This is a genomic window from Candidatus Dorea massiliensis AP6, assembly GCF_964245105.1.
In the GTDB taxonomy this organism is placed as follows: Bacteria; Bacillota; Clostridia; order Lachnospirales; family Lachnospiraceae; genus Laedolimicola; species Laedolimicola intestinihominis.
Genome location: NZ_CAXTKW010000005.1, coordinates 114,815 through 134,437, shown reverse-complemented (window position 1 = coordinate 134,437; position 19,623 = coordinate 114,815). Strand labels below are relative to the sequence as shown.

The window sequence follows — 19,623 nt, the reverse complement described above, 5'->3', positions numbered from 1 at the left end:
CAACGATGGCTTCGGAAAACCTTACGCCCCGGCTTCCTCTTTCTGCCGCTTATCGGCATATTTGCGGAACACCTCATAAAGCTGCTGCTCCAGTTCCCGGCGTTTGGCCACTTCCTGTTCCGGCGTGAACACCGGGGAGAGGTTTTCCAGCGTGATTTCTTTTCCCTGAAAAGTCACGACCTCTGTTTCTTTTTTGTATCTGATATGCTCCATAGAACCTCCTGTATTCAATTTTCAAGGTACAATGCCGCACAGGGACGGCGTAAAAATCTGCTTATAAAATCACCTTTCCTTTGTGTGCCGCTGTTGCCGCTTCAACTCCGCCAGCACTTCCGGCGGGATACGGTCAACCAGCCGCTGTAAATTGTCCAGTTCGCTTTTCAGCTTTGCCCGTTCCATCGTATCTTTCATCTTGCCTTTTTCACTGGCTTTTGCCCTTGCTTCCAGCTTTTCATTTTCCGCTAACAGGTCATCGATTGTGACCTTGTATTTTTTCAACTGCCCGGAGAAATTCTCCATCTGTGGGAACCACTTTTTCAGCATGGAGAGGGCTTCCTCTTTTTTCTTTCCGGCATTCAGCGGGTTAATGCCGTCCAGCGTGGCTTCAATGGCTCTGGCCTGCCGGGAGAGGGAAACCGCCTGTTTGAAAAGCCGGGTGGGGATATGCTTCCGGCCCGTCTTGCTGGCGCTTTCCCCACGCTCCAAGTCAGGATATTTCTCCACCATATAGGCGTGAAAATCGTCCTGCCACTTTGTCAGGTTTGCCCGGTTGCCGATAATCTCCTTTGCACACAGGCGGTTGTCCTTTGTCAGCGGAACAAAGGTCAAATGCAGGTGGGGCGTTTTCTCGTCCATGTGTACCACCGCCGACACGATATTTTCCCGGCCTACCCGCCCGATTAAGAAATCAGCCGCCCTCTGGAAAAATTCCTGTATCTCCTTTGGCGACTTCTTCTTGAAAAACTCTGGGCTGGCGGTAATGAGCGTATCGACAAACCGGGTGCTGTCTTTCCTTGTACGGCAACCGGCCTGTTCGATACGGTTTTGAATAAAATGATAGTACCTGCCCTCTGGCTTGATGATGTGGAAATTGTATTTGCTTCGGCTGGTATCAATGTCGGGGTTGCTGGCGTATTGCTCTTTCTGCCGTTCGTGATGGGCTTCCAGCGGCCTTGCCGGGTTGCCCTTGTGTTTCTCAAACCGCAAAATTGCGTGTTGTGCCATGAAACTCCTTTCCCCATTCCGTTCCTTTCCGGGACTTTTCCACAGGAAAATCCCGCAGAAAATATCTCGGATAGGATTGGAATGGATAGAATATAAATCAATCTTTTTATCTTTGTATTTCTATATACCGTCCGGTTTTCGTACTTCAAGAGGATTGATTTTCGTACTTGTCAGGTACGCTTTTCAGCCCTCCGGCGTACCAAAACGGGATTTCTTGAAGTCGGTGTTTGAAACCGCTTCATAGGATTTTGGGTAAATACAGTTGGGTTTTCCACAGCCCTGCTTCTTAATCTCAATCAACTCCGCATACTGCAATTCCCGCAGGGTGTTGACGGCTTTCTGCCGCCCACAGTGGAGCAGGGCGACCACCTCGCAGATTGGATAATACAGGAAAATGCGCCCGTATTCGTCCGCCCAGCCGTTTTTCCGGGATAGTTCTGTCCGGCGCAGGATAAAGGCGTACAGTATCTTCGCTTCATTGGACAGGGGCGTAAATGTAGGTGCTTCAAAGAGGAAATTCGGGAGCCGGGTGAAGCTGACCGATTTCTCCGGCTGATGAATATAAATCGTGTTTGTCATAGTGTGCTTTGTGGACAGTTAGAACGGCATTTCCGGGGGTGGACGATACTTTATACCACCTGCCCCGTTTTGGGGCTTGCAAAGCCTGATAAATCAAGGCTTTTTTCACTCCTAACTGTCCACAGCAGACCTCCTTTTCTGTTCACTTTCTGTTTTCTGCCGCCTGTGAACGCTGGCGGCACAGCCGGGGCAGTATTTTGCCCGGTTGGATTTTGGGACGAACACTCTGCCGCAGACCGCACAGCGTTTCAAGTCCTTATCCCGGAAAATCTCCGCTTTCAGCGTCCCGTCCAGCGGCAAAACCGCCCAGCGGAACCACTTACAGCAGACCGAGAAAGAAACCGTCTGCGGACAGGTGCAGGTGTCCCCATCGTCAAGAACGATGCAGTTGCCGTCCTCACAGCAGCAGCACTTCCGGCGTATCAGGCTGGCCGCCTGTTTCCTCTGCGCCGGTGTCATGCGGTAAAGGGAACCGTCCGGCCTGCGTTCCAGCGGTGGCAAGTCTTTATAGGGGTTATCTCTCATGCGTTCCCTCCATTTTTCGCTTTTGCCGTTCTCCCCGAAAAGGCTTCCTGCCCCATTCCTGCGGCGTGTTCCGGCGTTGGCACGCTCCCCACAGCTTCGGGACAAGTTCTCCCGAAGTGACCTCTGGACAAAGTGTCCAGAAGTCGGCTCCTTGCGGTGCTTCCCCTGCCGGGGTATTCCTTTTCGGACGGTCATTTGGTTTTCAAGGTGCTGTCCATCGATGAACTATCTCAAGTGTATACTTTTTTGATTGCCTGTGCCGTATGTCCGAAAGGTAGGAAATCAGCCCGGAAAACAAGCTATTTCCACGCTCTCGGAATTGTGATATAATAAAAAAACAGAACGACAAAGCGGAAGTGATAAGGAGGAGATAAAATGTATATTAAAAAATATTGGTATAACTATATCGGTGGCACAGACGATAGCCTGACCTTGGTGGACTACCTCTATGACAAAGGCAAAACTGAAATACCTCTGAGTGAGATATTCAATGATACTGGCCTTAGCAAACTAAACTGGAATTTCCATATCTCACCCAATTTAGAATACATTGATTCGGAGGGACAATGTCACGAATTTTATTATGCTATTGATTTGGCAACTGATTTGGCAGCACTTATTCTTGAGAGTAAGAAAAGTGGTGGGTTCAATATAAAAAATCTGTTTGATGGGGAAAAACGAGATAGGTTTGTAAAAATCATAACTACGCCAGAGGAGGATCAAGCAATGAATCGGGCTTTAGCAGAGTTCTGTGCTTCTCCGCTCGAATATGATCTTCATGAAATGGTAGATGATGAAGATATGCTGGAAATGGCGAAAGACTGCGAAAATATCCGTAAGGAATTGTGCGAATAACTTTCAGATTATCAAGCAGACAAGGAGGGAGAGTATGGAACTATCCATACAAGAACGATTGAAAGACCTGCGTGTGGAACGAGGGCTGACGCTGGAACAGCTTGCGGAGGAAACCCACCTTTCCAAATCTGCTTTAGGCAGTTACGAGGGGGACGATCTCAAGGACATCAGCCACCATGCCCTTATCCATCTGGCAAAGGTTTATGAAGTGACCGTTGATTACCTGCTGGGACGCTCTAAAACAAAAAATCACCCAAACGCCGAGCTTGCAGACCTGCGTTTGAGTGATGATATGATTGAGCTGCTGAAAAGCGGGCTGATGGACAATTCTCTCTTGTGTGAACTGGCGACACACCCGGATTTTCCCCGGCTCATGGCTGACCTTGAAATCTATGTGAACGGCGTGGCGGTGAAGCAGGTGCAGGCCGCAAACGCCATAGTAGATACCATGAGCGCAACGATTATGAAGCAGCACAATCCCGGCCTGACCGACCCGCAGTTAAGGCAGCTTATCGCCGCCCATATTGACGATGACAGCTTTTGTCGCTATGTGATACAGCAGGACATAAACAAGATAGCCCTCGACCTGCGGGAAACACATAAGGACGATTTTTTCAGCGTCCCGGAGGATAACCCACTGGAAGATTTTTTGCAGACCGCCGAGGAAACCGCCAAAGAGGGCAGCGACCCGGAGCAAGCGGCTTTGGCGTTTATCTGTAAGCGGCTCAAATTGAACTTGAAGAAGCTGTCCGAGGAAGAAAAGAAGTGGCTGAAAAAGATTGCACAGAAGTCGGACTTGCTGAAAAATCCGAACCCACAGCGGGGGAGAAAATAGAGAACGAGAAATTGGAGGGAGTAAAGGTGCAGGAGGCAATTATAAAATTGAAACTTCTCGGTCAAATGCCAGACGCAGTGAAAGATGACCCTACAGTAGAAACCATCAACATGTATGACGAATTGCTCTCCAATGTAAAAACGCCATTGACAAGAGAAGAAGTAGGCGTATTGATTGACATTTTCCCCGAAGGTGGAATGTATGGAGTAGAGTGGGATTTGCTAAAATTGGTAGAGTCTTATTTGATAGAAGCGCCATCAAGTGAAGAGTATCGAAAATTGATTACTGCTTGTCCAAGTGAAGAATGGCGAGAAACTATGCAAGCCCGTTTAGATAATTGGAAAAACAACAAACAATAACTTGTTGGGGAGATAGCAAAGCCAGTCGAGCCAGTCAACGGTCAAGATGAACGGCGCATTTCATGCGCCGCCGCTGACAGCCCCGCCCGTCTTTGCTAATGGGCAATCAAGGCGGGAAAGCCCTAAAATGGCTTCCCGCCCATTTCTAAGAACTGATAAGTCAGATTTGCTGAAAAATCCAAATCCACAGCGGGGACGGAAGTAGAGAACAATAAATAAGAATTTACAGGAGGAAAATCAATGGAGAACTTGATTAAGTTTTTAGAAGATAAGATAACGGATAAAATGTCTGTGGAAGAAATAGTTGATGTTTTTGAGCAGATGTGCAGCACACCGCTTGAAGAAGATATGGTTTTATTTGAAACCGGAACATTTACTGCTTTTTCAAAAGAACCATTTTTTCAAATTTCATTAGTTCGACAGTTTTCAAATGATGATGAAGAGTTTTATCAAATCCATGTAGTCATCTTGTATAAGCCAACCGCTGAAAATAAAATTTTCAGCGAAACAACATGGGACGAAGATTTAGACGAAAATATATTTGACTATATCAGAAAATCAGCGTCGTTTGCTTATGCAAGAAATCATGAATACATCGAGGTAAAAATATATATGGACGAAACTTAACTTCTCATTTATCAGGGAGATAGCAAAGCCCTAAAATGGCTTCCCCGCCCATTCCAATTTTGAGAGAAAAATCTGTTTGCTTTTTGTGAGTGTGTCCACAAGTTCGGGACATTTTGTCCCGAAGTCCGGCGTGGGACGAGGAACGGGGGCTTTCATATACGCCCTGTCTGCTGACGAAACCAGCCCTGCGCTTGCGGCTCCACGACACGCAATCACAGCCCTGTTTTCCTGCTGCTTCAAATGCCCTTGCCCGACCCGGCGGCAACCTCATTTTCGCAGCAACGCCGACAGAGCGTATAACACACTACACTTTGCAAGCAAAGTCGTGTGCCAAGGGGCAAGCCCCTTTGGAAACCCCGGACAACAAAACAGGCTGAATATCTCGCACTTTTTCGGTGCTTGATACTCAGCCTTTATTTGTTGTCAGCAGCCCCCGTTTCGTGGTCTGCGTGTAGTTCCTTGTAAACTGACCTAATTTATATGCGAAACAAAAAACCTGAGCAAAAAATATAAAGATTTCTATGCTTTAAAAAATGTAAACTTAACTATTCCAAAAGGCGAAATATATGGTCTTGTGGGCGAAAATGGAGCAGGAAAAACAACGCTAATCAGATTATTGACAGGTCTTAATTTTAAAAGTGAAGGAGAAATTATTCTATTTGGGCATAATGATAATCTGCAATATGAACGATCAAAAATCGGGTGTACGATTGAAATGCCGGCACTATATAAAGATATGACTGCTTCACAAAATTTGGAAGTGCAAAGAATACAGAGAGGTATAGAGGATATTAAAAAGTTTTGGCGGCAAGCTAAGGGTGTAATAGATGAAATACAAATTATAATAGAAGAACAAGCTGCAAAATATACTATATAGTGAAATAAAGAATGCAGGAAGAGTGAAGATAGAGAAATGAATGATGTTGAGTAATGATTGGGAATGTCGTGAGGTGTCTCAAGTATCACCTTTTAGTATCACTTTTAGGGTGATACTAGCCAAAAACCCAGTAAAATCAAGGCTTCCAGCGGAATGGCAGATAGATTGTAAATTACAAGTAAGTCTGAAATTTTAGGCAAAATAACCAAATATAACGCTGTAAAACGTGATAAAAAGCCATTTAATTTAGCTAATATTGCTAATTGAATGGCTTTTTATGATATAAGGGAAAGATTTTATGTTTATAGTGACGGATGATGCCGGAAATTCCTACGAATTTACCTTTGATAAGGAGAAGCCGGAGGGGCTTGACAAGGTGAAGGTCGGAGATAAGGTCACGGTGACTTATACGGGAACAGTGTCGGAAGTAGATCCCTTTATGGGAGAGGTGCTTTCTGTCACGGAAGCAAAGTAACGCTACAGAAGCAGAGTGAAGGGACTGCCGCCATATGGCGACAGTCTCTTTTTGATCTTTAGAAAATACCGTGTTACATTAAAGTGTAAAAGCTATGATTCCTATAGAGCAAAAAGAAAGGGATATTTGCGGTGTATAAAGATTGTATAAAAATGTAAAAATTGATAATCCCTCTTTATTTTGGAAGGTATTATCTGTATAATGTACTTATACGGAAGCAATAGGGGAGGGGCAAAGGATGAAAAAGCATTATCGAATCACTGCGTTAGTAATTGCTATGGCGATAGTTCTTTTGTGTGGAATCAGATTCTACATGCATAGTGCCAGCCGTATAATCTACAGGGAAAATGCCGCTCATTTGCAGGAAAGCTATGTACAGGTGTCAAAAGCCCTGACTCTTTTTATCCAGCGCAACTGGAATGTTTTGTCTGATTGGAGCAGAGAATTGGGCAGGCTCGAGACAGAACAGGAAATGAAAGAAATGTGGGAAAATCTGAAGGAAGGGAAAAGTGATTGGCAGTATAGCGATTTCTTTATGTTTAATGAAGAGAATCAGTTCATTACCGCCGCAGGCAGAAAAGGGACAGCGGACAGTATTACCGGAGCCTTTGATGAGATGTTTCAGAAAAACAGGCGTGTGATTTCTTCATATACGGCATCTTCCGGGATAAAGAAAATCGTACTTGCCGCCCCGCTCCCGAAAGTATTTATATCCGATGACGTAAGCTACACCGGACTTGCAATCAGCTATGATGCGTCTGTTGTGGAGAACCTGATGGCAAGCAATCTGTATGAAGGTCAAAGTGACTGCTATGTTGTGCGTCCAGATGGGGAAATTTTACTTTCTTTGACAGCTAAAACAGAGATACCGCAGGATGTAAATAATCTGATTTCTTTTTACACGGATGCGGATATTGTCTGGAAAGACAGGAATCTGGTGTATATACAGGGATGCATCGAACAGCAGCGCGAAGGAAATACCCTGTATACTTATAGAGGAAGAACCTATTATATGGTCTCTGAGCCAGTTGGGATTGAAGACTGGACACTGCTTGGAATTGTGTGTTCTGATGCGATAGACTATGGCGACCGAAACCTGCAGAAGGTTACGCTGGGGATTCTTGGAACTTCGGCAGCTATTATTATGCTGCTCGTGGTGCTGGCACTCGTATCAGAAAATCGTGCGAAGCTGCTGAATGAAGAGAAGGAGCGGCTCCTTTTGGAGAAAGAGAAAGAACGAGCCACGCAGTTCCTTGAAGGTATTTCCCGGATTGTTGACCGGTATGCGGTTGCTGACCTGGAAAATGACAGATATGAATATCATGAGTTAATCCTGGATGAGCCTCTTTATCCTGAAACAGGGGCATATTGGAGTCTGGTTGATTACATTTCCCGACGATATATTGTATTGACCAATACAGAGAACGCAAAAGTTTGCCGCATGATTGCACCGGATTATCTGAGAAAGGTGCTTCGAAAGCAAAGCGACATTTTAAAATTTGAGTATTGCATCCGAAATGAAAATATTTACAAAGTCATGCATGTGATTCCGATTGAATGGGCGAAGGATAACAGACTGACTAAGGTTATGCTGGTATCTATGGATATTGGGAAAAAAATCGAACTGGAGAATATGGCAAATACAGATGGATTGACTGGGCTGTTCAACGAACGGTATTTTACCAATATTCTGCAGAACAAGGAAAAAAAGAAACTTCCGTTTGTTCTCTTTTATATCGATCTGGATCGATTCAAACCGATCAATGATACCTATGGCCACAGCACCGGAGATCAGGTGCTTCAGGAAATTGCCAGACGTCTGCAGGAATGTATCCGCAGTAACGATTATGCGTTCCGTATAGGCGGAGACGAGTTCGCCCTGATTATCTGCTCCGCCTATGACAAAGCATTTTGCTGCCATATGGCGGAACGCATTCAAATTGCACTGACGGAGCCGATAAAGCTGGCCGGAAAGACGCTTCGGGTTGGAGTCAGCTGCGGATGCGCAGCATTTCCGGAAGACAGCAGTGAAGCGGAAGAAGTCCGGGCTATTGCCGACCAGCGTATGTATGAAGAAAAAGAGAAGCATCATAGAGAGGATCCTATGCACTCCGGCAGATAGCTTTATTTCTGATCCAGCACGGACTGAATCTGTTTCATCAGCTGTTCGTAGTTTGACGGATCATCAATTCCGCCCATGAAAGGATCGCCAACGATATTTCCGTCTTTATCTACGAGAACGGTTGTCGGAAATGCCATGATATCCCCTGCGTATTTTCCAACGGTGGAATCGGAATCGAAGGTCAGGTTTTTGTAGGAAGCTCCCTTGGCCTTCAGGATTTCCTTCGCTTCTTTGATTCCATCCTGATTGTCGTCCAATGTATCCGTATTGATACCAACCACTTCGCCGCCCATTTCCTTCAGCTTATCATTTAATTCATTCAGCTTGGAAAGCTCTTCAACACAGGGCTTGCATCCGCTGAACCAGAAGTTTACAACCGTAACTTTATTTTGGGCGAAAAGGCTGTCATCCACATCGTTCCCATCCAGATCTTTCCCTTTAAAATCGTGGAACACACCTGTAGAGTCAGCTGAGCCGGAGAAAGTGCTGCCGGAGGAATCAGATGCTGCAATTTCTTTCTCAAGCCTTGCAATTTCTTCTTCAATGCCGCGGATGGTTTCGATATCTTTGTTCAGAGTATCAAATTCCTCTTCAGAGAAAGAAGCCTTGTTTGATTCTATTGTATTTGCAAGAAAGTCCGCATAGTTTTCATTCGAGGCAGCATCGTCAGGGTTCTTGCTCATAAAGCCAAAGACCTTGTCCCATACATTTTTGTGATCTGCAAAAATCTGATTTTCCTGCTGGTACAGGTCGTCCAGCTTTTCGTCGGGCGCAGACGTGTCGCCTGCATTTGTGGCGGAAGCAGTCTCCTGTTTCGTGTTTTCCGTTGCGGCGGAATCAGAGGAATTTCCACAGCCTGTGAATGCAAAAAGCAGGGAAATGGCGAGAGACGCCGCAATTGCCTTTTTTAATTTCATTGAGTTTACTCTACCAGATTTGTTTTTCATGATTTTTATTCTCCTTTTGAATATGATTTGATTCATTTTAGCTTATTTATTGTCAGCCTGTTTCCTGGTTGAAAATCCGTAATGATAGCAGATCGCATTTGTTGGGCAGGCTTTCATACATGCTCCGCATCGGATACATTCCGGGTGGTTTGGCGTGTCTGTTACATTGACGTCCATTTTACAGGCATGACTACATTTTTGACAGCCGACACATTTTTCAGAATCCACCCGAAGCTTAAGAAAGGATACGCTGTTAAACAGCGAGTAGATAGCGCCAAGGGGGCAGATCCATTTACAGAATGGACGATAAAACAGAATGCTTAAGAGGATAACAAGTACGAGGATTGCAAACTTAAATGTAAATAAGTGCCCAAGTGCCGCACGGATTCCTGAATTAGCAAGGGACAGCGGAATTGCGCCTTCAAGTACGCCTTGCGGGCATAGGTATTTGCAGAAGAATGGGTCGCCCATCCCCAGCGAATTCGTTGCCAATGCCGGAAGCAATATCACAAAGACGACCAGGATCAGGTATTTCAGATACCGCAGGGGCTTTAGCCTTGCAGTAGACAGCTTCTTGCCCGGAAGCTTATGCAGCAGATCCTGAAACCATCCAAACGGACAGAGAAAGCCGCAGATAAATCGTCCGAACAGAACCCCCAGCAGGATAAAGAAGCCGGTGATATAGTAGGTGAACTTGAATTTTGAGGAACCGACTACAGCCTGGAAGGCTCCAATCGGACAGGCGCCTGTGGCAGCCGGGCAGGAGTAACAGTTCAGCCCGGGAACACATATGGTTTTTACCCTTCCCTGATAAAGCTTCCCTTTAAACAGATTCGGAATATGAAGATTGGTCAGCAGCGCTGCAGCTGCCTGAATCCATCCGCGGAAGCGGACCAGGAAGTTTTTGTTTGATTTTAATTTCTTATCCAATTCCCACACACTCCATACATAATTTAATTGCCTTACTGAGTACGACTGCAGCCTCTCCACGGAAAATCCCAATAAGGAAAAATACCAGACCGGCTGCAAGTAAAAAAATCTGCGCTGCTTTTTCTGATTTCATTCAAATACCACTTGTTACTGCGGATAGTAACTGCTCCTTTCGATGATATTGCCCAAAGTCGGCTTATTGACCGCTCCATGATTGCATTATATAATAGGGGATGTAAATTCCCTGTTAAGAAAATGGAGAAAAATGAATTGAGATTATTAATTGTTGAAGATGAGAAGAAATTATGTGATATGATTGCGAAAAGTCTGCACCAGGCAGGTTATGAGGTAGATACGTGCAATGACGGCGAGCAGGCACTGGATATGATCTATGCGGAACAGTACGATCTGATTGTGCTTGATCTGAACCTGCCCGGGCTGGATGGGATGGAGATCCTCCGGGAGCTTCGCAAAGAAAATGAAGAGACAAAGGTATTAATCCTGTCTGCCAGAAGCCAGATTGCAGATAAGGTTGAGGGCCTGGATTCCGGTGCAAATGATTATATGGAAAAACCATTCCATCTACAGGAACTGGAGGCCCGTGTGAGAAGCCTGACAAGAAGAAAATTCGTACAAAAAAATGTCTGTCTGGAATGTGGAAAGCTTCGATTTGATACGAGAGAAAGAACTGCATATGCAGAAGATAACCCGGTTGCACTGACGAGAAAGGAAAATGGAATTTTAGAATATCTCCTTTTAAATCAGGGAAGACCGGTCAGCCAGGAAGAACTGATGGAGCATGTCTGGGATTCTTCTGTGGACAGCTTCAGCGGTTCCATCCGGGTACATATGTCTTCGCTGAGAAAGAAGCTGAAAGCAGGGCTCGGTTATGATCCAATCGTGAATAAAATCGGCGAGGGCTATAAGATAGGAGGAGACAGCAAAGGATGAAAAAAATATCACTCCAGTGGAAATTAACCCTTCTTACCACAGGGCTTATCACCATATTATGCGGATGTCTTACCTTTTTCTTATACAAAAACGGAGTCTATTATTTCGATACGCTTCAGGAATCTGTCACGGATCAGGGTACAGCGCCGGAAGCGGTGTACATTGATATTCCGGAGGATGAGTGGGATGACTTTGTGGCACAGTTTTCCATGAAGATTTATGACTCCAAATCAGATTACAGGAGCAGAAGCCTTCTGATTACTGCGATTGTAGCGCTGATTGGCGGCGCGGCGACGTATTTTATCAGTGGACGGGCATTGAAGCCACTCAGGGAATTTTCAGAGACGGTGGAAAAAGTTCAGGCGCAGAATCTGGCAGATTATACCATTGAAGAGAATAAAATTGCAGAGCTGGACAGGCTTCGTACCTCTTATAATAAAATGCTTATGCGGCTTTCCGAATCCTTTGAGACGCAGCGTCGGTTTACCGGAAATGCAGCACATGAACTACGTACTCCGCTGGCATTAATCCAGGCGCAGCTGGATCTATACCATGCGGCAGAGCATCCGGAGAGCTCCACAGAGGCGGAAGAGACCATTCAGATGGTAACGGAGCAGAATGAACGTCTTAGCAAGCTGGTTAGAACACTTCTGGATATGAGTGAATTGCAGACAGTAGCGCGAAATGACAGAATTGAGCTCCATAGTCTGATTGAGGAAGTGCTGACAGATCTGGAACCATTGGCGCAGGAAAAGAAGGTGAAACTGATACAGAAGCCGCAGGGTTCGTCAGAGGGAGCGGGAGAAAAGGCAGAGGACGAATTAATTCTGACAGGAAGTGATATCCTGATTTACAGAATGCTTTATAATCTTGTAGAAAATGCGATTAAATATAATCGGACAGACGGAACCGTTACGGTATCTGCAGGGAGGGAAAAGAACGAAGCCGTTCTGACGGTTTCGGATACAGGAAATGGAATTGATGAGGCGTTCAGGGAGCAGATCTTTGAACCGTTCTTCCGGGTAGATAAGTCAAGAAGCCGGGAGCTTGGAGGCGTGGGGCTCGGACTTGCAATGGTGCGGGAGGTTGTGCGGGTCCATGGCGGGACGATTGAAGTTTATACAGGTAAGCACGGCGGGACGACATTTGAAGTGAAAATGAGTATAGGGGCATAAAACAGGGCGTTCCGGCAGTCAGCCGGAACACTCTGTTTTTTAATTGCCAGGCTGCGAGTTTGAAAAGGGCCTATCTCTGAAGATATCCCTGTCAAACTTCCGTGCAAACAAATGCGGCAGCCCCAGCAGCATTTCCCGATCGGCCTCCTGGAACGTATAAGGGCTGTTCTCCGTCCCCCGCTCCCAGTCCACGTACCGCAGATTCGCCATCGAGCCGGTCTGCCCGCTTTCGTCGTAGAGATGGGCCCGGAAGGGCGAGTGAAAAGACAGGGTCTGTAAGAACAGCTCATCCGCGCAGACAGAATGAGAAAAATGCGTTCGAATCCAGTCCTCATGCTCCAGCACATACCGGACAAAATTGTCAGAGATGCTAAACCAATTGGGGCCTTTGCGGATTTGAAAATCACAGTTTTTTAATCGATTGACCCGGAACAGCCGCTGGATCAGAGTGAGCACATGATCAGCCGGTTCTGCCAGCGGAAATCTGCTTTCCCGGAAAAAATGCCACAGAGAGATTCGTTCCACTACATTTTTCGGAGCCGGAAAGTCCGGATCAAAGGCGATAAATTCTTTCCCGGCATAGGTTTCAAAAAACGTATGAATCTGCTCCGGAGATTTCAGGGGCAGATCCGATCCGGAGAGCAGATGATAATAAGTGTAATGCTCCGGCGCAGCTGTCCGAAGAAGCATCAGTTCGCAGGCTGTCTGGCTGTAGCCGCCCCAGTGGACGTCCATCCGTTCTGTAAGATACAGCTGCGAATACGAAAGAAGGGAATCAAACTCCCGGGCGGAAAAATCATCTGCCTTTCGATCCACATGCAGATAGATGTCATTGCGGGGATCGTCCAGCCGTTTCAGCAATATTTTCAAAAAATCAAAGTGATTATGCGCCATAATCAAAAAAGCGTGTCTGTTCATAAAAACCTCTGAAATACAAAAAAATATCTGCTGTAAGTGTACCACAGAAAGAGAAAAATGAAAATGTAAAAAAATCTTTCATTTTTGTATGGAAATAAAGGCACTATACGTTCTTATAAATAGCAGAGAAAGATGGTGAGAAAAACAGATGAAAAAGATAGATAAGACGTAGCGGACATGCTATAATAGTGAAAAAAATAATGTCACGGAACAAAGACGAAAGGTGGTAATATGCGGAGACGAATCAAAAAAAAGAAGGGACTGCTCAGAGATCCGGAATATGAGAAAATCAGAGCGTGCTGGATCAGGGAGCTGGAGCAGGAAATGAAAATTCTGGAAGAACTGGCTGATAAAAAGGAAGCGGAAAATCCGGAATTTCTTTCTGAATTAAAATGTCAACTTACAAAATGAAATGGTTGACAATTGAAAATGAATTCGGTATACTGCAAAAGATGAACATAAAAAGGAGAAAAAATGATGTATACTGAATCAAAAAACGGAACGAAAAAGCTTACAACCTATCAACTGACGCTCACAGCTGTGATGGCTGCGGTAATCTGTGTGCTGGGCCCCATTTCCATTGCCATCCCCGTAAGTCCGGTACCGATTTCCTTGGGCAGCATGGCTGTATATCTGGCAGTCACAGTGCTGGGCATGAAGCTGGGCACTTTAAGCTGTCTGATTTATCTGCTTCTTGGACTTGTGGGTCTTCCGGTATTTGCAGGCGGAAGCGCAGGTGCGGCCAAGCTGTTCGGACCGACCGGCGGTTACCTGATAGGCTACCTGTTCCTGGCGCTGATTGCGGGAGCTTTTGTGGGCCGTTTCGCAGAAAATAAATGGAAAAATATCGCGTTTGCGGCATTGGGCATGATTCTCGGAACCATCGTACTGTATGCGCTTGGCACAGCCTGGCTGGCATACTCCGCAGGCATGGATTTTCAGGCGGCTCTGTGGGCAGGCGTTATCCCGTTTATTCCGGGCGATCTGGTGAAAATGGTCATTGCGGTACTGCTGGGAAGCGCAGTCCGGGGAAGACTGCTCCGGGCCGGGGTATTGAAAGGAAAAAATTAGAAATTCTGATGAACAATTAGAACCTGAAATGGTCATAAACGGCATTGACTTTTTATTTACAAGCTGTTATATTGGAATGTAGAAAAAGTACATATTGCATACAGAAAGTGATTTAAAAGAAGACCGGGTTTCGCGAAAATGAGGGGAAGGAGGACACCCGTTATTTCCGTGGAGCTTGGCTTCTTTTTCGACTGTATGGCAAATTTGCATTTGAAAAAATTGAATTCAGGGAGGAATTGTTTCATGGAAACTCGTCAGGGTAAGAGCGTATTTTCCGGTGTTGCGATTGGAAAGCTTTTCATTTATAAGAAAGCAAAGCAGGTAGTGGAGAAGAGCACCATTGAGGATCCGGCTGCAGAGGTAGCCCGCTACATGGCTGCAAAAGCAAAGGCAAAAGAGCAGCTTGAGATGCTGAAGGAAAAGACAATGAAGGATGTGGGAGAGGCAGAGGCTGAGATCTTCGAGGCTCATCAGATGCTTCTGGAGGATCTGGACTTCGTTGAAGGCATCACAGGCATGATCGAGAATGACAAGGTCAACGCAGAGTACGCTGTATTTGTAACAGGCGAGCAGTGCGCGGCACTGTTCCTGAGCATGGATGACGACTATATGCGCGGACGTGCTGCGGACGTCAACGACATTTCCAGCCGTCTGATTGCCATCTTAAGCGGTACACAGGTAAGCGCAGAGGCAATGCCGGAGCCGGTGATCATCATGGCAGAGGATCTGGCACCCAGCGAGACCGTACAGTTTGAGAAGGACAAGATCCTGGCGCTGGTTACCCAGAAGGGATCCGCCAACTCTCATACCGCTATTCTGGCGCGTATGATGAATATTCCGTGTATCGTTACCGCTGATATCGATCTGGATCCGGAGCTGACCGGTAAAGACGGTATCGTAGATGGTTTCACAGGCAAGATTTACATTGAGCCGGATGAAGTGACCACAGCTGTGATGACAGAGAAGAAGAAGCGCGAGGAAGAAAGAAAGCTTCTGCTTCAGAGCCTGAAGGGACTGCCGACTGTAACCAAGAGCGGCAAGCATATCCATCTGTATTCCAATATCGGAAGTGAAGAGGATGTGGATGCTGTGCTGGCAAATGACTCCGAAGGTATCGGTCTGTTCCGCAGTGAGTTCCTGTATCTGGGCCGCGATACCTACCCGACCGAGGAGGAGCAGTTCCAGGTATATAAGAACGTTATCTCCAAGATGAATGGCAAGAAGGTCATCATCCGTACTCTGGACATCGGAGCAGACAAGCAGGCTGACTACTTCCAGATTCCGAAGGAAGAGAACCCGGCTATGGGCTTCCGTGCTATCCGTATCTGCCTGCACAGACCGGAAGTATTTAAGACACAGCTGCGCGCTATTTACCGTGCAAGTGCATATGGTACCGCTTCCATCATGTTCCCGATGATCATCTCTGTGGCGGAGGTTAAGAAGATCAAAGAGATCGTAGAGGAAGTAAAGGACGAGCTGCGCCAGGCTGACATCCCCTTCGGCGATGTGGAGCTTGGTATCATGGTGGAGACACCGGCAGCCGTTATGATTGCGGATATGCTGGCTCCGGAAGTAGACTTCTTCAGCATCGGAACCAATGACCTGACCCAGTATACACTGGCTATCGACCGTCAGAATCAGTCTCTGGACGATATCTATGATCCGCATCACGAGGCAGTACTTCGTATGATTCAGAGAACCATCGAGTGCGCGCACGCACACGGCGCATGGTGCGGTATCTGCGGAGAGCTGGGAGCAGACATGGAGCTGACACGCCGTTTTATCCAGATGGGTATCGACGAGCTGTCCGTATCTCCGGTATTTACTCTGGAGCTGCGTAAGAAGATTCGCGAGGCAGAATAAGCTTCGGGTACTTTATAACGATAGTCGGCCGGAGGCAGTCTGGCTTGCAGCTATAAATTTTATCAAATAAAAGGAGAATCTAACATGAAAGAGTTTAAGTATGTAGTACAGGATGAGCTGGGACTTCACGCAAGACCGGCAGGACTTCTGGTAAAGGAAGCAGCAAAGTTCAAGAGTGCCATCACTCTGGACAGCGGCGCTAAGAAAGCAGACGCTAAGAGAATCATGGCAGTTATGTCCATGGGCGTTAAGCAGGGCGTAGAGGTTACCGTTACTGTTGACGGTGAGGATGAGGATGCAGCATTCGAGGCTATCAAGACCTTCTTCGAGACCAACCTGTAAGATTATCAAATAATTTATAAAAAGAGAAAGAAGCTGCGGGAAGTGTAAAAATCTTCCTGCAGCTTCTTTTGCTTTACAGCGCTGACGAAAGGCTCTCACACTATATATTTTAGGCCAAATAGTTGCGAAAAATGGAAAAAAGTGCTATGGTAATATGATGTTAATAGTGTGATATAATTGGGGAGAGACCGATGGAATTTGTAATGAATGAGTTGTGTGTATTAGGAGACCATTTCGGCCTGGTGATAATAGGGTGCGCAGAACTGGCAATAGCGGCGGTATATGCAGGAATACTGTTGTCAAGAAGGACGAAAAATATCCGGACAAAGCTGGCTTTGAGCAATCTGAATGCGGAGCTGTCCCGGGATGCCATCGGTTCCCCCAAAAACGACGGGGTGCTGCAGAACAGGAAGGGAAATGATCCCAGTGAAATCTTTGACCTGCGTGAATATGCTCCGGGTGACGATGTGCGCTCCATTCACTGGAAGCTGTCAGGTAAGCTGGACAAGCTGGTGGTGAAGGAAGCAAGTGATCCTTCCCATTATCAGGTGGTTCTGATGCCGGATCTGGGTCTGGAGGAACTGGAAAACGAAAAGACCCTTCAGCAGCTCAATACGGCGATAGCGCTGTTCGCCTCCGTTGGCGAGCAGCTGATCAGACAGTGCGCGGCCTTTTATGTGGCAATTCCGGCCCGGTACGGTCTGAGGCTTTCTGAGGTGCGAAGCTCCAGGGAGTTTCAGGATGCCTTGTCACAGTGGATGAGTATCGGACTGCCGGAAAGAAGCGGACGGGAATCCGGTATTTTATCATGGAGCATATGGAACAGTATTTTTCAAAGATACTGATTATTTCGTCCGGAAAATATCTGAAGGAGCTGAACAGCCTGGAGGGCAGAATCAACATTACTGTGATCAGCGCGGTAGCGGGTACGGAATTTGCACATATAAAGCTGAACCAGACCTGCGACGTGGTAGAGATCCCGGTGGTTCAGGAAGCAAAGGAGGCATATCGGGTGATATGCTAGAGAAAGACAGGAGACTAGAGCGATGAAAGGGCAGACGATACAGAGGATTCAGTCGGATGGCCGAAAAAGTTCATACGGATCCGTGATGTGGGAAATGCTCCCGGTGTGTATGACGTTTGCGGGCGGTATGACGGCATATATCAGTTTCTGCGGGAATCAGGCTCCGGATCTTCTGCTGCCGTTTCTAATGAGTCTTTTGAGCCTGGGCTGTATGGAGGCCGGTAAGATACTGGGAAGAAAGCAGGCGCTTTTCCGGCTTCTGGTGCTGCTTCCATGGGGAATTCTGCTTTTGCTGACTGGAATCAGGGGAGTGAACGGCCAGCTTGTATGGATGAATCTTCTGATTTCCAGATGGAATCAGATTCACCAGGCTGGATTTAAACTGTTACCGGTGGGAAATTCAGGGGCCGGACTTTGGGAAGCAGTGCTGTGGATAACTGTTTTACAGGCGGAGCTGGTGTGGTTTCTTGTGTATGGAGGACATAAGCTGGGAGTGGGGGTATATAGCCTGTTCTGGATCTGTCTCCTTTTGGCAGAGCAGGAATTTTCTCCGATGGCATGCGCTCTTTTACTGACCGGAATGCTGGGGAGTTGCATGGCGGGAGCGTACATGGAGATGTCGAACCGTATGCGCGCGTGGATGCTGGCAGCGGCCGGTATTCTCTGCGTCTGTGCAGTTCTGACGCCGCAACAGGAAATAGATGGCATCCGGACAGCCAGGGAAACGACCAAAAAACAGTTTCATGAGCTCCGATACGGAGCGGATCGGCTTCCGGGTGGTGATATCCGGGCTGCGGACAGGCTCCGAAAAGAAAACGGAACCATTATGACCGTACGGAGCGGACAGGAAAAGGAACTGTATCTCAGAGCTTTCGTAGGAGGAGTCCTGGAAAAGGATGGCTGGAAAGCGCTTCCGGATTCTGCGTACGGAGGAGAAGATTCCGGTATCCTCAAATGGCTGGCAGCGCAGGGCTTTGATCCGCTGACCCAACCGGCACAGAATTATGCTCTGGGAGATGAAGCAGAACGGCCGGAGAACAATGGCATAGAGATCTATGTGGAGGAAGGCAGCCGTTATTATTTTTACGCTCCGGCATCTCTGAATCAGGTAATTATGGGTGAGAGCAAGGAGAAGAAGGATCAGAAGCTGTTGAGCCGGGGGCTTGTGGGCCAGCGTAATTATAAAGTAGAAGAACTATCCGATTCCAGACCCTCCGAACTGACGATTGTCTCTGATTGGGTCCGCAGTCCCGAGAACGGGGAACAGAAGCAGTATAGCGACGCAGAGGCGGTATATCGGGATTTCGTGTATCGCCATTATACGACAGTGGATGATGGACTGGAAGAGCTTATGCAGACCTGGTTCTGGGAGGATTACGAGACAGAGAGCGACGGTATTTATAGCGCGATCAGTCATATCCGTAAGAAACTGGAGGAGGGCGCCCAATATACAGATAATCCCAAAGCAACTCCGGAAGGGAAAGATGCGGTACGGTGGTTCCTGACCGAAAGCCGGGAGGGAAATGCGGTGCAATATGCGTCCGCAGCAGTTCAGGCCCTTCGGTATCATGGAGTCCCGGCACGTTATGTGGAAGGATATCATATCGCAGCTTCTGGGCATTGATGCAAGTCTGGGATGGGCCGCCGACGAGGTGGATCAGGAACTGGCCGGGCGATTCCGTATGATAGAAACCGGGGAATACAAGCGGGCCAGCCAGCTTTTGGAAAAAGCGGTCTATGGAGAGGCTTTTCTGGAGCCTTTCGAGGAGCGTACCCTGTACAGCTTTCTGGATAAGCTGACGGAGGCCGCAAGAAGCACCGGTCTGGCCGTACGGCTGCGGATCCGATATCTGGTTTTTAAAAAAAAATAAATTTCGGAAAAAAGTGGTATACTATTTAACAAATGCCCGCTTGTATGGCAGGC

24 protein-coding genes and 1 pseudogene are annotated in these 19,623 nt (G+C 46.9%); 17 read left to right on the top strand and 8 right to left on the bottom strand.

The features are described 5' to 3' along the window. Positions 1-21: 21 nt before the first annotated feature. From ACESZP_RS06955 to ACESZP_RS06940, 4 genes are all read right to left on the bottom strand, one after another. Complete coding sequence (locus ACESZP_RS06955) at positions 22-213, bottom strand: hypothetical protein (protein WP_020225665.1); 192 nt, start codon at positions 211-213, stop codon at positions 22-24. Between the two features lie 69 nt (positions 214-282). Continuing rightward, entirely contained in the window at positions 283-1,224 is a 942-nt protein-coding gene (gene mobV / locus ACESZP_RS06950; protein ID WP_118299177.1) for a MobV family relaxase, read from the bottom strand. Between the two features lie 183 nt (positions 1,225-1,407). Further along, entirely contained in the window at positions 1,408-1,803 is a 396-nt protein-coding gene (locus tag ACESZP_RS06945) for a replication initiator protein A (protein WP_117532792.1), read from the bottom strand. Positions 1,804-1,914: 111 nt separating this feature from the next. After that, positions 1,915-2,328, bottom strand: a complete 414-nt coding sequence (locus ACESZP_RS06940) for a cysteine-rich VLP domain-containing protein (protein ID WP_212819579.1) — start codon at positions 2,326-2,328, stop codon at positions 1,915-1,917. A 375-nt stretch (positions 2,329-2,703) separates the two neighbouring features. Between ACESZP_RS06940 and ACESZP_RS06935 the strand changes: the two genes are divergently transcribed. From ACESZP_RS06935 to ACESZP_RS06905, 7 genes and pseudogenes are all read left to right on the top strand, one after another. After that, positions 2,704-3,183, top strand: a complete 480-nt coding sequence (locus tag ACESZP_RS06935) for an imm68 putative immunity domain-containing protein (protein ID WP_020225661.1) — start codon at positions 2,704-2,706, stop codon at positions 3,181-3,183. A gap of 34 nt (positions 3,184-3,217) precedes the next feature. Continuing rightward, positions 3,218-4,018 carry a helix-turn-helix domain-containing protein gene (locus ACESZP_RS06930; protein ID WP_499708508.1) on the top strand — a complete coding sequence of 267 codons (801 nt, stop codon included), beginning with the start codon at positions 3,218-3,220 and terminating at the stop codon, positions 4,016-4,018. Beyond that, positions 3,949-4,377 (top strand): hypothetical protein, encoded by a 429-nt coding sequence (locus ACESZP_RS06925; RefSeq protein WP_223474528.1) that lies wholly within the window; start codon positions 3,949-3,951, stop codon positions 4,375-4,377. Before ACESZP_RS06930 ends, ACESZP_RS06925 begins: the two co-directional genes overlap by 70 nt. Before the next feature lie 240 nt (positions 4,378-4,617). Next, positions 4,618-5,004 carry a hypothetical protein gene (locus ACESZP_RS06920; protein WP_055080834.1) on the top strand — a complete coding sequence of 129 codons (387 nt, stop codon included), beginning with the start codon at positions 4,618-4,620 and terminating at the stop codon, positions 5,002-5,004. Between the two features lie 478 nt (positions 5,005-5,482). Next, positions 5,483-5,881 (top strand): ATP-binding cassette domain-containing protein, encoded by a 399-nt coding sequence (locus ACESZP_RS06915; protein WP_499708560.1) that lies wholly within the window; start codon positions 5,483-5,485, stop codon positions 5,879-5,881. Between the two features lie 289 nt (positions 5,882-6,170). Next, a pseudogene (locus tag ACESZP_RS06910) lies at positions 6,171-6,356 on the top strand (hypothetical protein); the annotation flags it as partial. Positions 6,357-6,594: 238 nt separating this feature from the next. After that, entirely contained in the window at positions 6,595-8,478 is a 1,884-nt protein-coding gene (locus ACESZP_RS06905) for a sensor domain-containing diguanylate cyclase (protein WP_499708507.1), read from the top strand. 2 nt (positions 8,479-8,480) lie between these two features. Here ACESZP_RS06905 and ACESZP_RS06900 read toward each other — a convergent pair whose 3' ends face one another. Genes ACESZP_RS06900 through ACESZP_RS06890 form a run of 3 tightly spaced genes read right to left on the bottom strand, consistent with a single transcriptional unit; the run spans position 8,481 to position 10,488 of the window. After that, positions 8,481-9,425: a TlpA disulfide reductase family protein gene (locus tag ACESZP_RS06900; protein WP_499708505.1), complete on the bottom strand. Its 945-nt coding sequence runs from the start codon at positions 9,423-9,425 to the stop codon at positions 8,481-8,483. A gap of 42 nt (positions 9,426-9,467) precedes the next feature. Further along, positions 9,468-10,355 (bottom strand): 4Fe-4S binding protein, encoded by an 888-nt coding sequence (locus ACESZP_RS06895; RefSeq protein ID WP_349163592.1) that lies wholly within the window; start codon positions 10,353-10,355, stop codon positions 9,468-9,470. After that, positions 10,348-10,488, bottom strand: coding sequence for a CD1871A family CXXC motif-containing protein (locus ACESZP_RS06890; protein ID WP_349163591.1), 141 nt, complete (start codon positions 10,486-10,488; stop codon positions 10,348-10,350). Before ACESZP_RS06890 ends, ACESZP_RS06895 begins: the two co-directional genes overlap by 8 nt. Before the next feature lie 77 nt (positions 10,489-10,565). Here ACESZP_RS06890 and ACESZP_RS06885 point away from each other — a divergent pair, with 77 nt between their 5' ends. Then, on the top strand, positions 10,566-11,306 hold the full coding sequence (locus tag ACESZP_RS06885; protein WP_499708559.1) for a response regulator transcription factor: 741 nt from the start codon (positions 10,566-10,568) through the stop codon (positions 11,304-11,306). Then, positions 11,303-12,481, top strand: a complete 1,179-nt coding sequence (locus ACESZP_RS06880; RefSeq protein ID WP_349163588.1) for a sensor histidine kinase — start codon at positions 11,303-11,305, stop codon at positions 12,479-12,481. Before ACESZP_RS06885 ends, ACESZP_RS06880 begins: the two co-directional genes overlap by 4 nt. 39 nt (positions 12,482-12,520) lie before the next feature. Here the strand turns inward: ACESZP_RS06880 and ACESZP_RS06875 are convergent, their stop codons facing one another. After that, a complete protein-coding gene (locus ACESZP_RS06875; RefSeq protein ID WP_499708503.1) occupies positions 12,521-13,399 on the bottom strand; it encodes a beta-1,6-N-acetylglucosaminyltransferase in 879 nt (292 codons plus the stop codon). 231 nt (positions 13,400-13,630) lie between these two features. On the opposite strand from ACESZP_RS06875, the gene ACESZP_RS06870 reads away from it, so the two are divergent. From ACESZP_RS06870 to ACESZP_RS06835, 8 genes are all read left to right on the top strand, one after another. Next, entirely contained in the window at positions 13,631-13,810 is a 180-nt protein-coding gene (locus tag ACESZP_RS06870; RefSeq protein WP_499708501.1) for a hypothetical protein, read from the top strand. A 66-nt stretch (positions 13,811-13,876) separates the two neighbouring features. After that, positions 13,877-14,470, top strand: coding sequence for an ECF transporter S component (locus ACESZP_RS06865; protein WP_178038101.1), 594 nt, complete (start codon positions 13,877-13,879; stop codon positions 14,468-14,470). 243 nt (positions 14,471-14,713) lie between these two features. Beyond that, positions 14,714-16,333: a phosphoenolpyruvate--protein phosphotransferase gene (ptsP, locus tag ACESZP_RS06860; protein WP_178038102.1), complete on the top strand. Its 1,620-nt coding sequence runs from the start codon at positions 14,714-14,716 to the stop codon at positions 16,331-16,333. Between the two features lie 84 nt (positions 16,334-16,417). Beyond that, the gene (locus tag ACESZP_RS06855) at positions 16,418-16,675 is read left to right on the top strand and encodes an HPr family phosphocarrier protein (RefSeq protein WP_178038103.1); all 258 of its coding nucleotides are present in this window, start codon (positions 16,418-16,420) and stop codon (positions 16,673-16,675) included. 191 nt (positions 16,676-16,866) lie between these two features. Continuing rightward, a complete protein-coding gene (locus ACESZP_RS06850; RefSeq protein ID WP_499708499.1) occupies positions 16,867-17,520 on the top strand; it encodes a DUF58 domain-containing protein in 654 nt (217 codons plus the stop codon). Then, positions 17,484-17,699, top strand: a complete 216-nt coding sequence (locus ACESZP_RS06845; protein ID WP_499708497.1) for a hypothetical protein — start codon at positions 17,484-17,486, stop codon at positions 17,697-17,699. The genes ACESZP_RS06850 and ACESZP_RS06845 overlap by 37 nt, the downstream gene beginning before the upstream one ends. A gap of 22 nt (positions 17,700-17,721) precedes the next feature. Next, positions 17,722-19,323 (top strand): transglutaminase-like domain-containing protein, encoded by a 1,602-nt coding sequence (locus tag ACESZP_RS06840; protein WP_499708496.1) that lies wholly within the window; start codon positions 17,722-17,724, stop codon positions 19,321-19,323. Next, complete coding sequence (locus ACESZP_RS06835) at positions 19,286-19,570, top strand: hypothetical protein (RefSeq protein WP_499708494.1); 285 nt, start codon at positions 19,286-19,288, stop codon at positions 19,568-19,570. The genes ACESZP_RS06840 and ACESZP_RS06835 overlap by 38 nt, the downstream gene beginning before the upstream one ends. Positions 19,571-19,623: the final 53 nt, after the last annotated feature.

What these genes read in the sequence shown, in the direction of transcription:
- ACESZP_RS06955 (WP_020225665.1), bottom strand. Translation starts at nt 213, where the DNA reads ATGGAGCATATCAGATACAAAAAAGAAACAGAGGTCGTGACTTTTCAG.
- mobV (WP_118299177.1), bottom strand. Translation starts at nt 1,224, where the DNA reads ATGGCACAACACGCAATTTTGCGGTTTGAGAAACACAAGGGCAACCCG.
- ACESZP_RS06945 (WP_117532792.1), bottom strand. Translation starts at nt 1,803, where the DNA reads ATGACAAACACGATTTATATTCATCAGCCGGAGAAATCGGTCAGCTTC.
- ACESZP_RS06940 (WP_212819579.1), bottom strand. Translation starts at nt 2,328, where the DNA reads ATGAGAGATAACCCCTATAAAGACTTGCCACCGCTGGAACGCAGGCCG.
- ACESZP_RS06935 (WP_020225661.1), top strand. Translation starts at nt 2,704, where the DNA reads ATGTATATTAAAAAATATTGGTATAACTATATCGGTGGCACAGACGAT.
- ACESZP_RS06930 (WP_499708508.1), top strand. Translation starts at nt 3,218, where the DNA reads ATGGAACTATCCATACAAGAACGATTGAAAGACCTGCGTGTGGAACGA.
- ACESZP_RS06920 (WP_055080834.1), top strand. Translation starts at nt 4,618, where the DNA reads ATGGAGAACTTGATTAAGTTTTTAGAAGATAAGATAACGGATAAAATG.
- ACESZP_RS06905 (WP_499708507.1), top strand. Translation starts at nt 6,595, where the DNA reads ATGAAAAAGCATTATCGAATCACTGCGTTAGTAATTGCTATGGCGATA.
- ACESZP_RS06900 (WP_499708505.1), bottom strand. Translation starts at nt 9,425, where the DNA reads ATGAAAAACAAATCTGGTAGAGTAAACTCAATGAAATTAAAAAAGGCA.
- ACESZP_RS06890 (WP_349163591.1), bottom strand. Translation starts at nt 10,488, where the DNA reads ATGAAATCAGAAAAAGCAGCGCAGATTTTTTTACTTGCAGCCGGTCTG.
- ACESZP_RS06885 (WP_499708559.1), top strand. Translation starts at nt 10,566, where the DNA reads ATGATTGCATTATATAATAGGGGATGTAAATTCCCTGTTAAGAAAATG.
- ACESZP_RS06880 (WP_349163588.1), top strand. Translation starts at nt 11,303, where the DNA reads ATGAAAAAAATATCACTCCAGTGGAAATTAACCCTTCTTACCACAGGG.
- ACESZP_RS06875 (WP_499708503.1), bottom strand. Translation starts at nt 13,399, where the DNA reads ATGAACAGACACGCTTTTTTGATTATGGCGCATAATCACTTTGATTTT.
- ACESZP_RS06870 (WP_499708501.1), top strand. Translation starts at nt 13,631, where the DNA reads ATGCGGAGACGAATCAAAAAAAAGAAGGGACTGCTCAGAGATCCGGAA.
- ACESZP_RS06865 (WP_178038101.1), top strand. Translation starts at nt 13,877, where the DNA reads ATGTATACTGAATCAAAAAACGGAACGAAAAAGCTTACAACCTATCAA.
- ptsP (WP_178038102.1), top strand. Translation starts at nt 14,714, where the DNA reads ATGGAAACTCGTCAGGGTAAGAGCGTATTTTCCGGTGTTGCGATTGGA.
- ACESZP_RS06855 (WP_178038103.1), top strand. Translation starts at nt 16,418, where the DNA reads ATGAAAGAGTTTAAGTATGTAGTACAGGATGAGCTGGGACTTCACGCA.
- ACESZP_RS06850 (WP_499708499.1), top strand. Translation starts at nt 16,867, where the DNA reads ATGGAATTTGTAATGAATGAGTTGTGTGTATTAGGAGACCATTTCGGC.
- ACESZP_RS06845 (WP_499708497.1), top strand. Translation starts at nt 17,484, where the DNA reads ATGGAGCATATGGAACAGTATTTTTCAAAGATACTGATTATTTCGTCC.
- ACESZP_RS06840 (WP_499708496.1), top strand. Translation starts at nt 17,722, where the DNA reads ATGAAAGGGCAGACGATACAGAGGATTCAGTCGGATGGCCGAAAAAGT.
- ACESZP_RS06835 (WP_499708494.1), top strand. Translation starts at nt 19,286, where the DNA reads ATGTGGAAGGATATCATATCGCAGCTTCTGGGCATTGATGCAAGTCTG.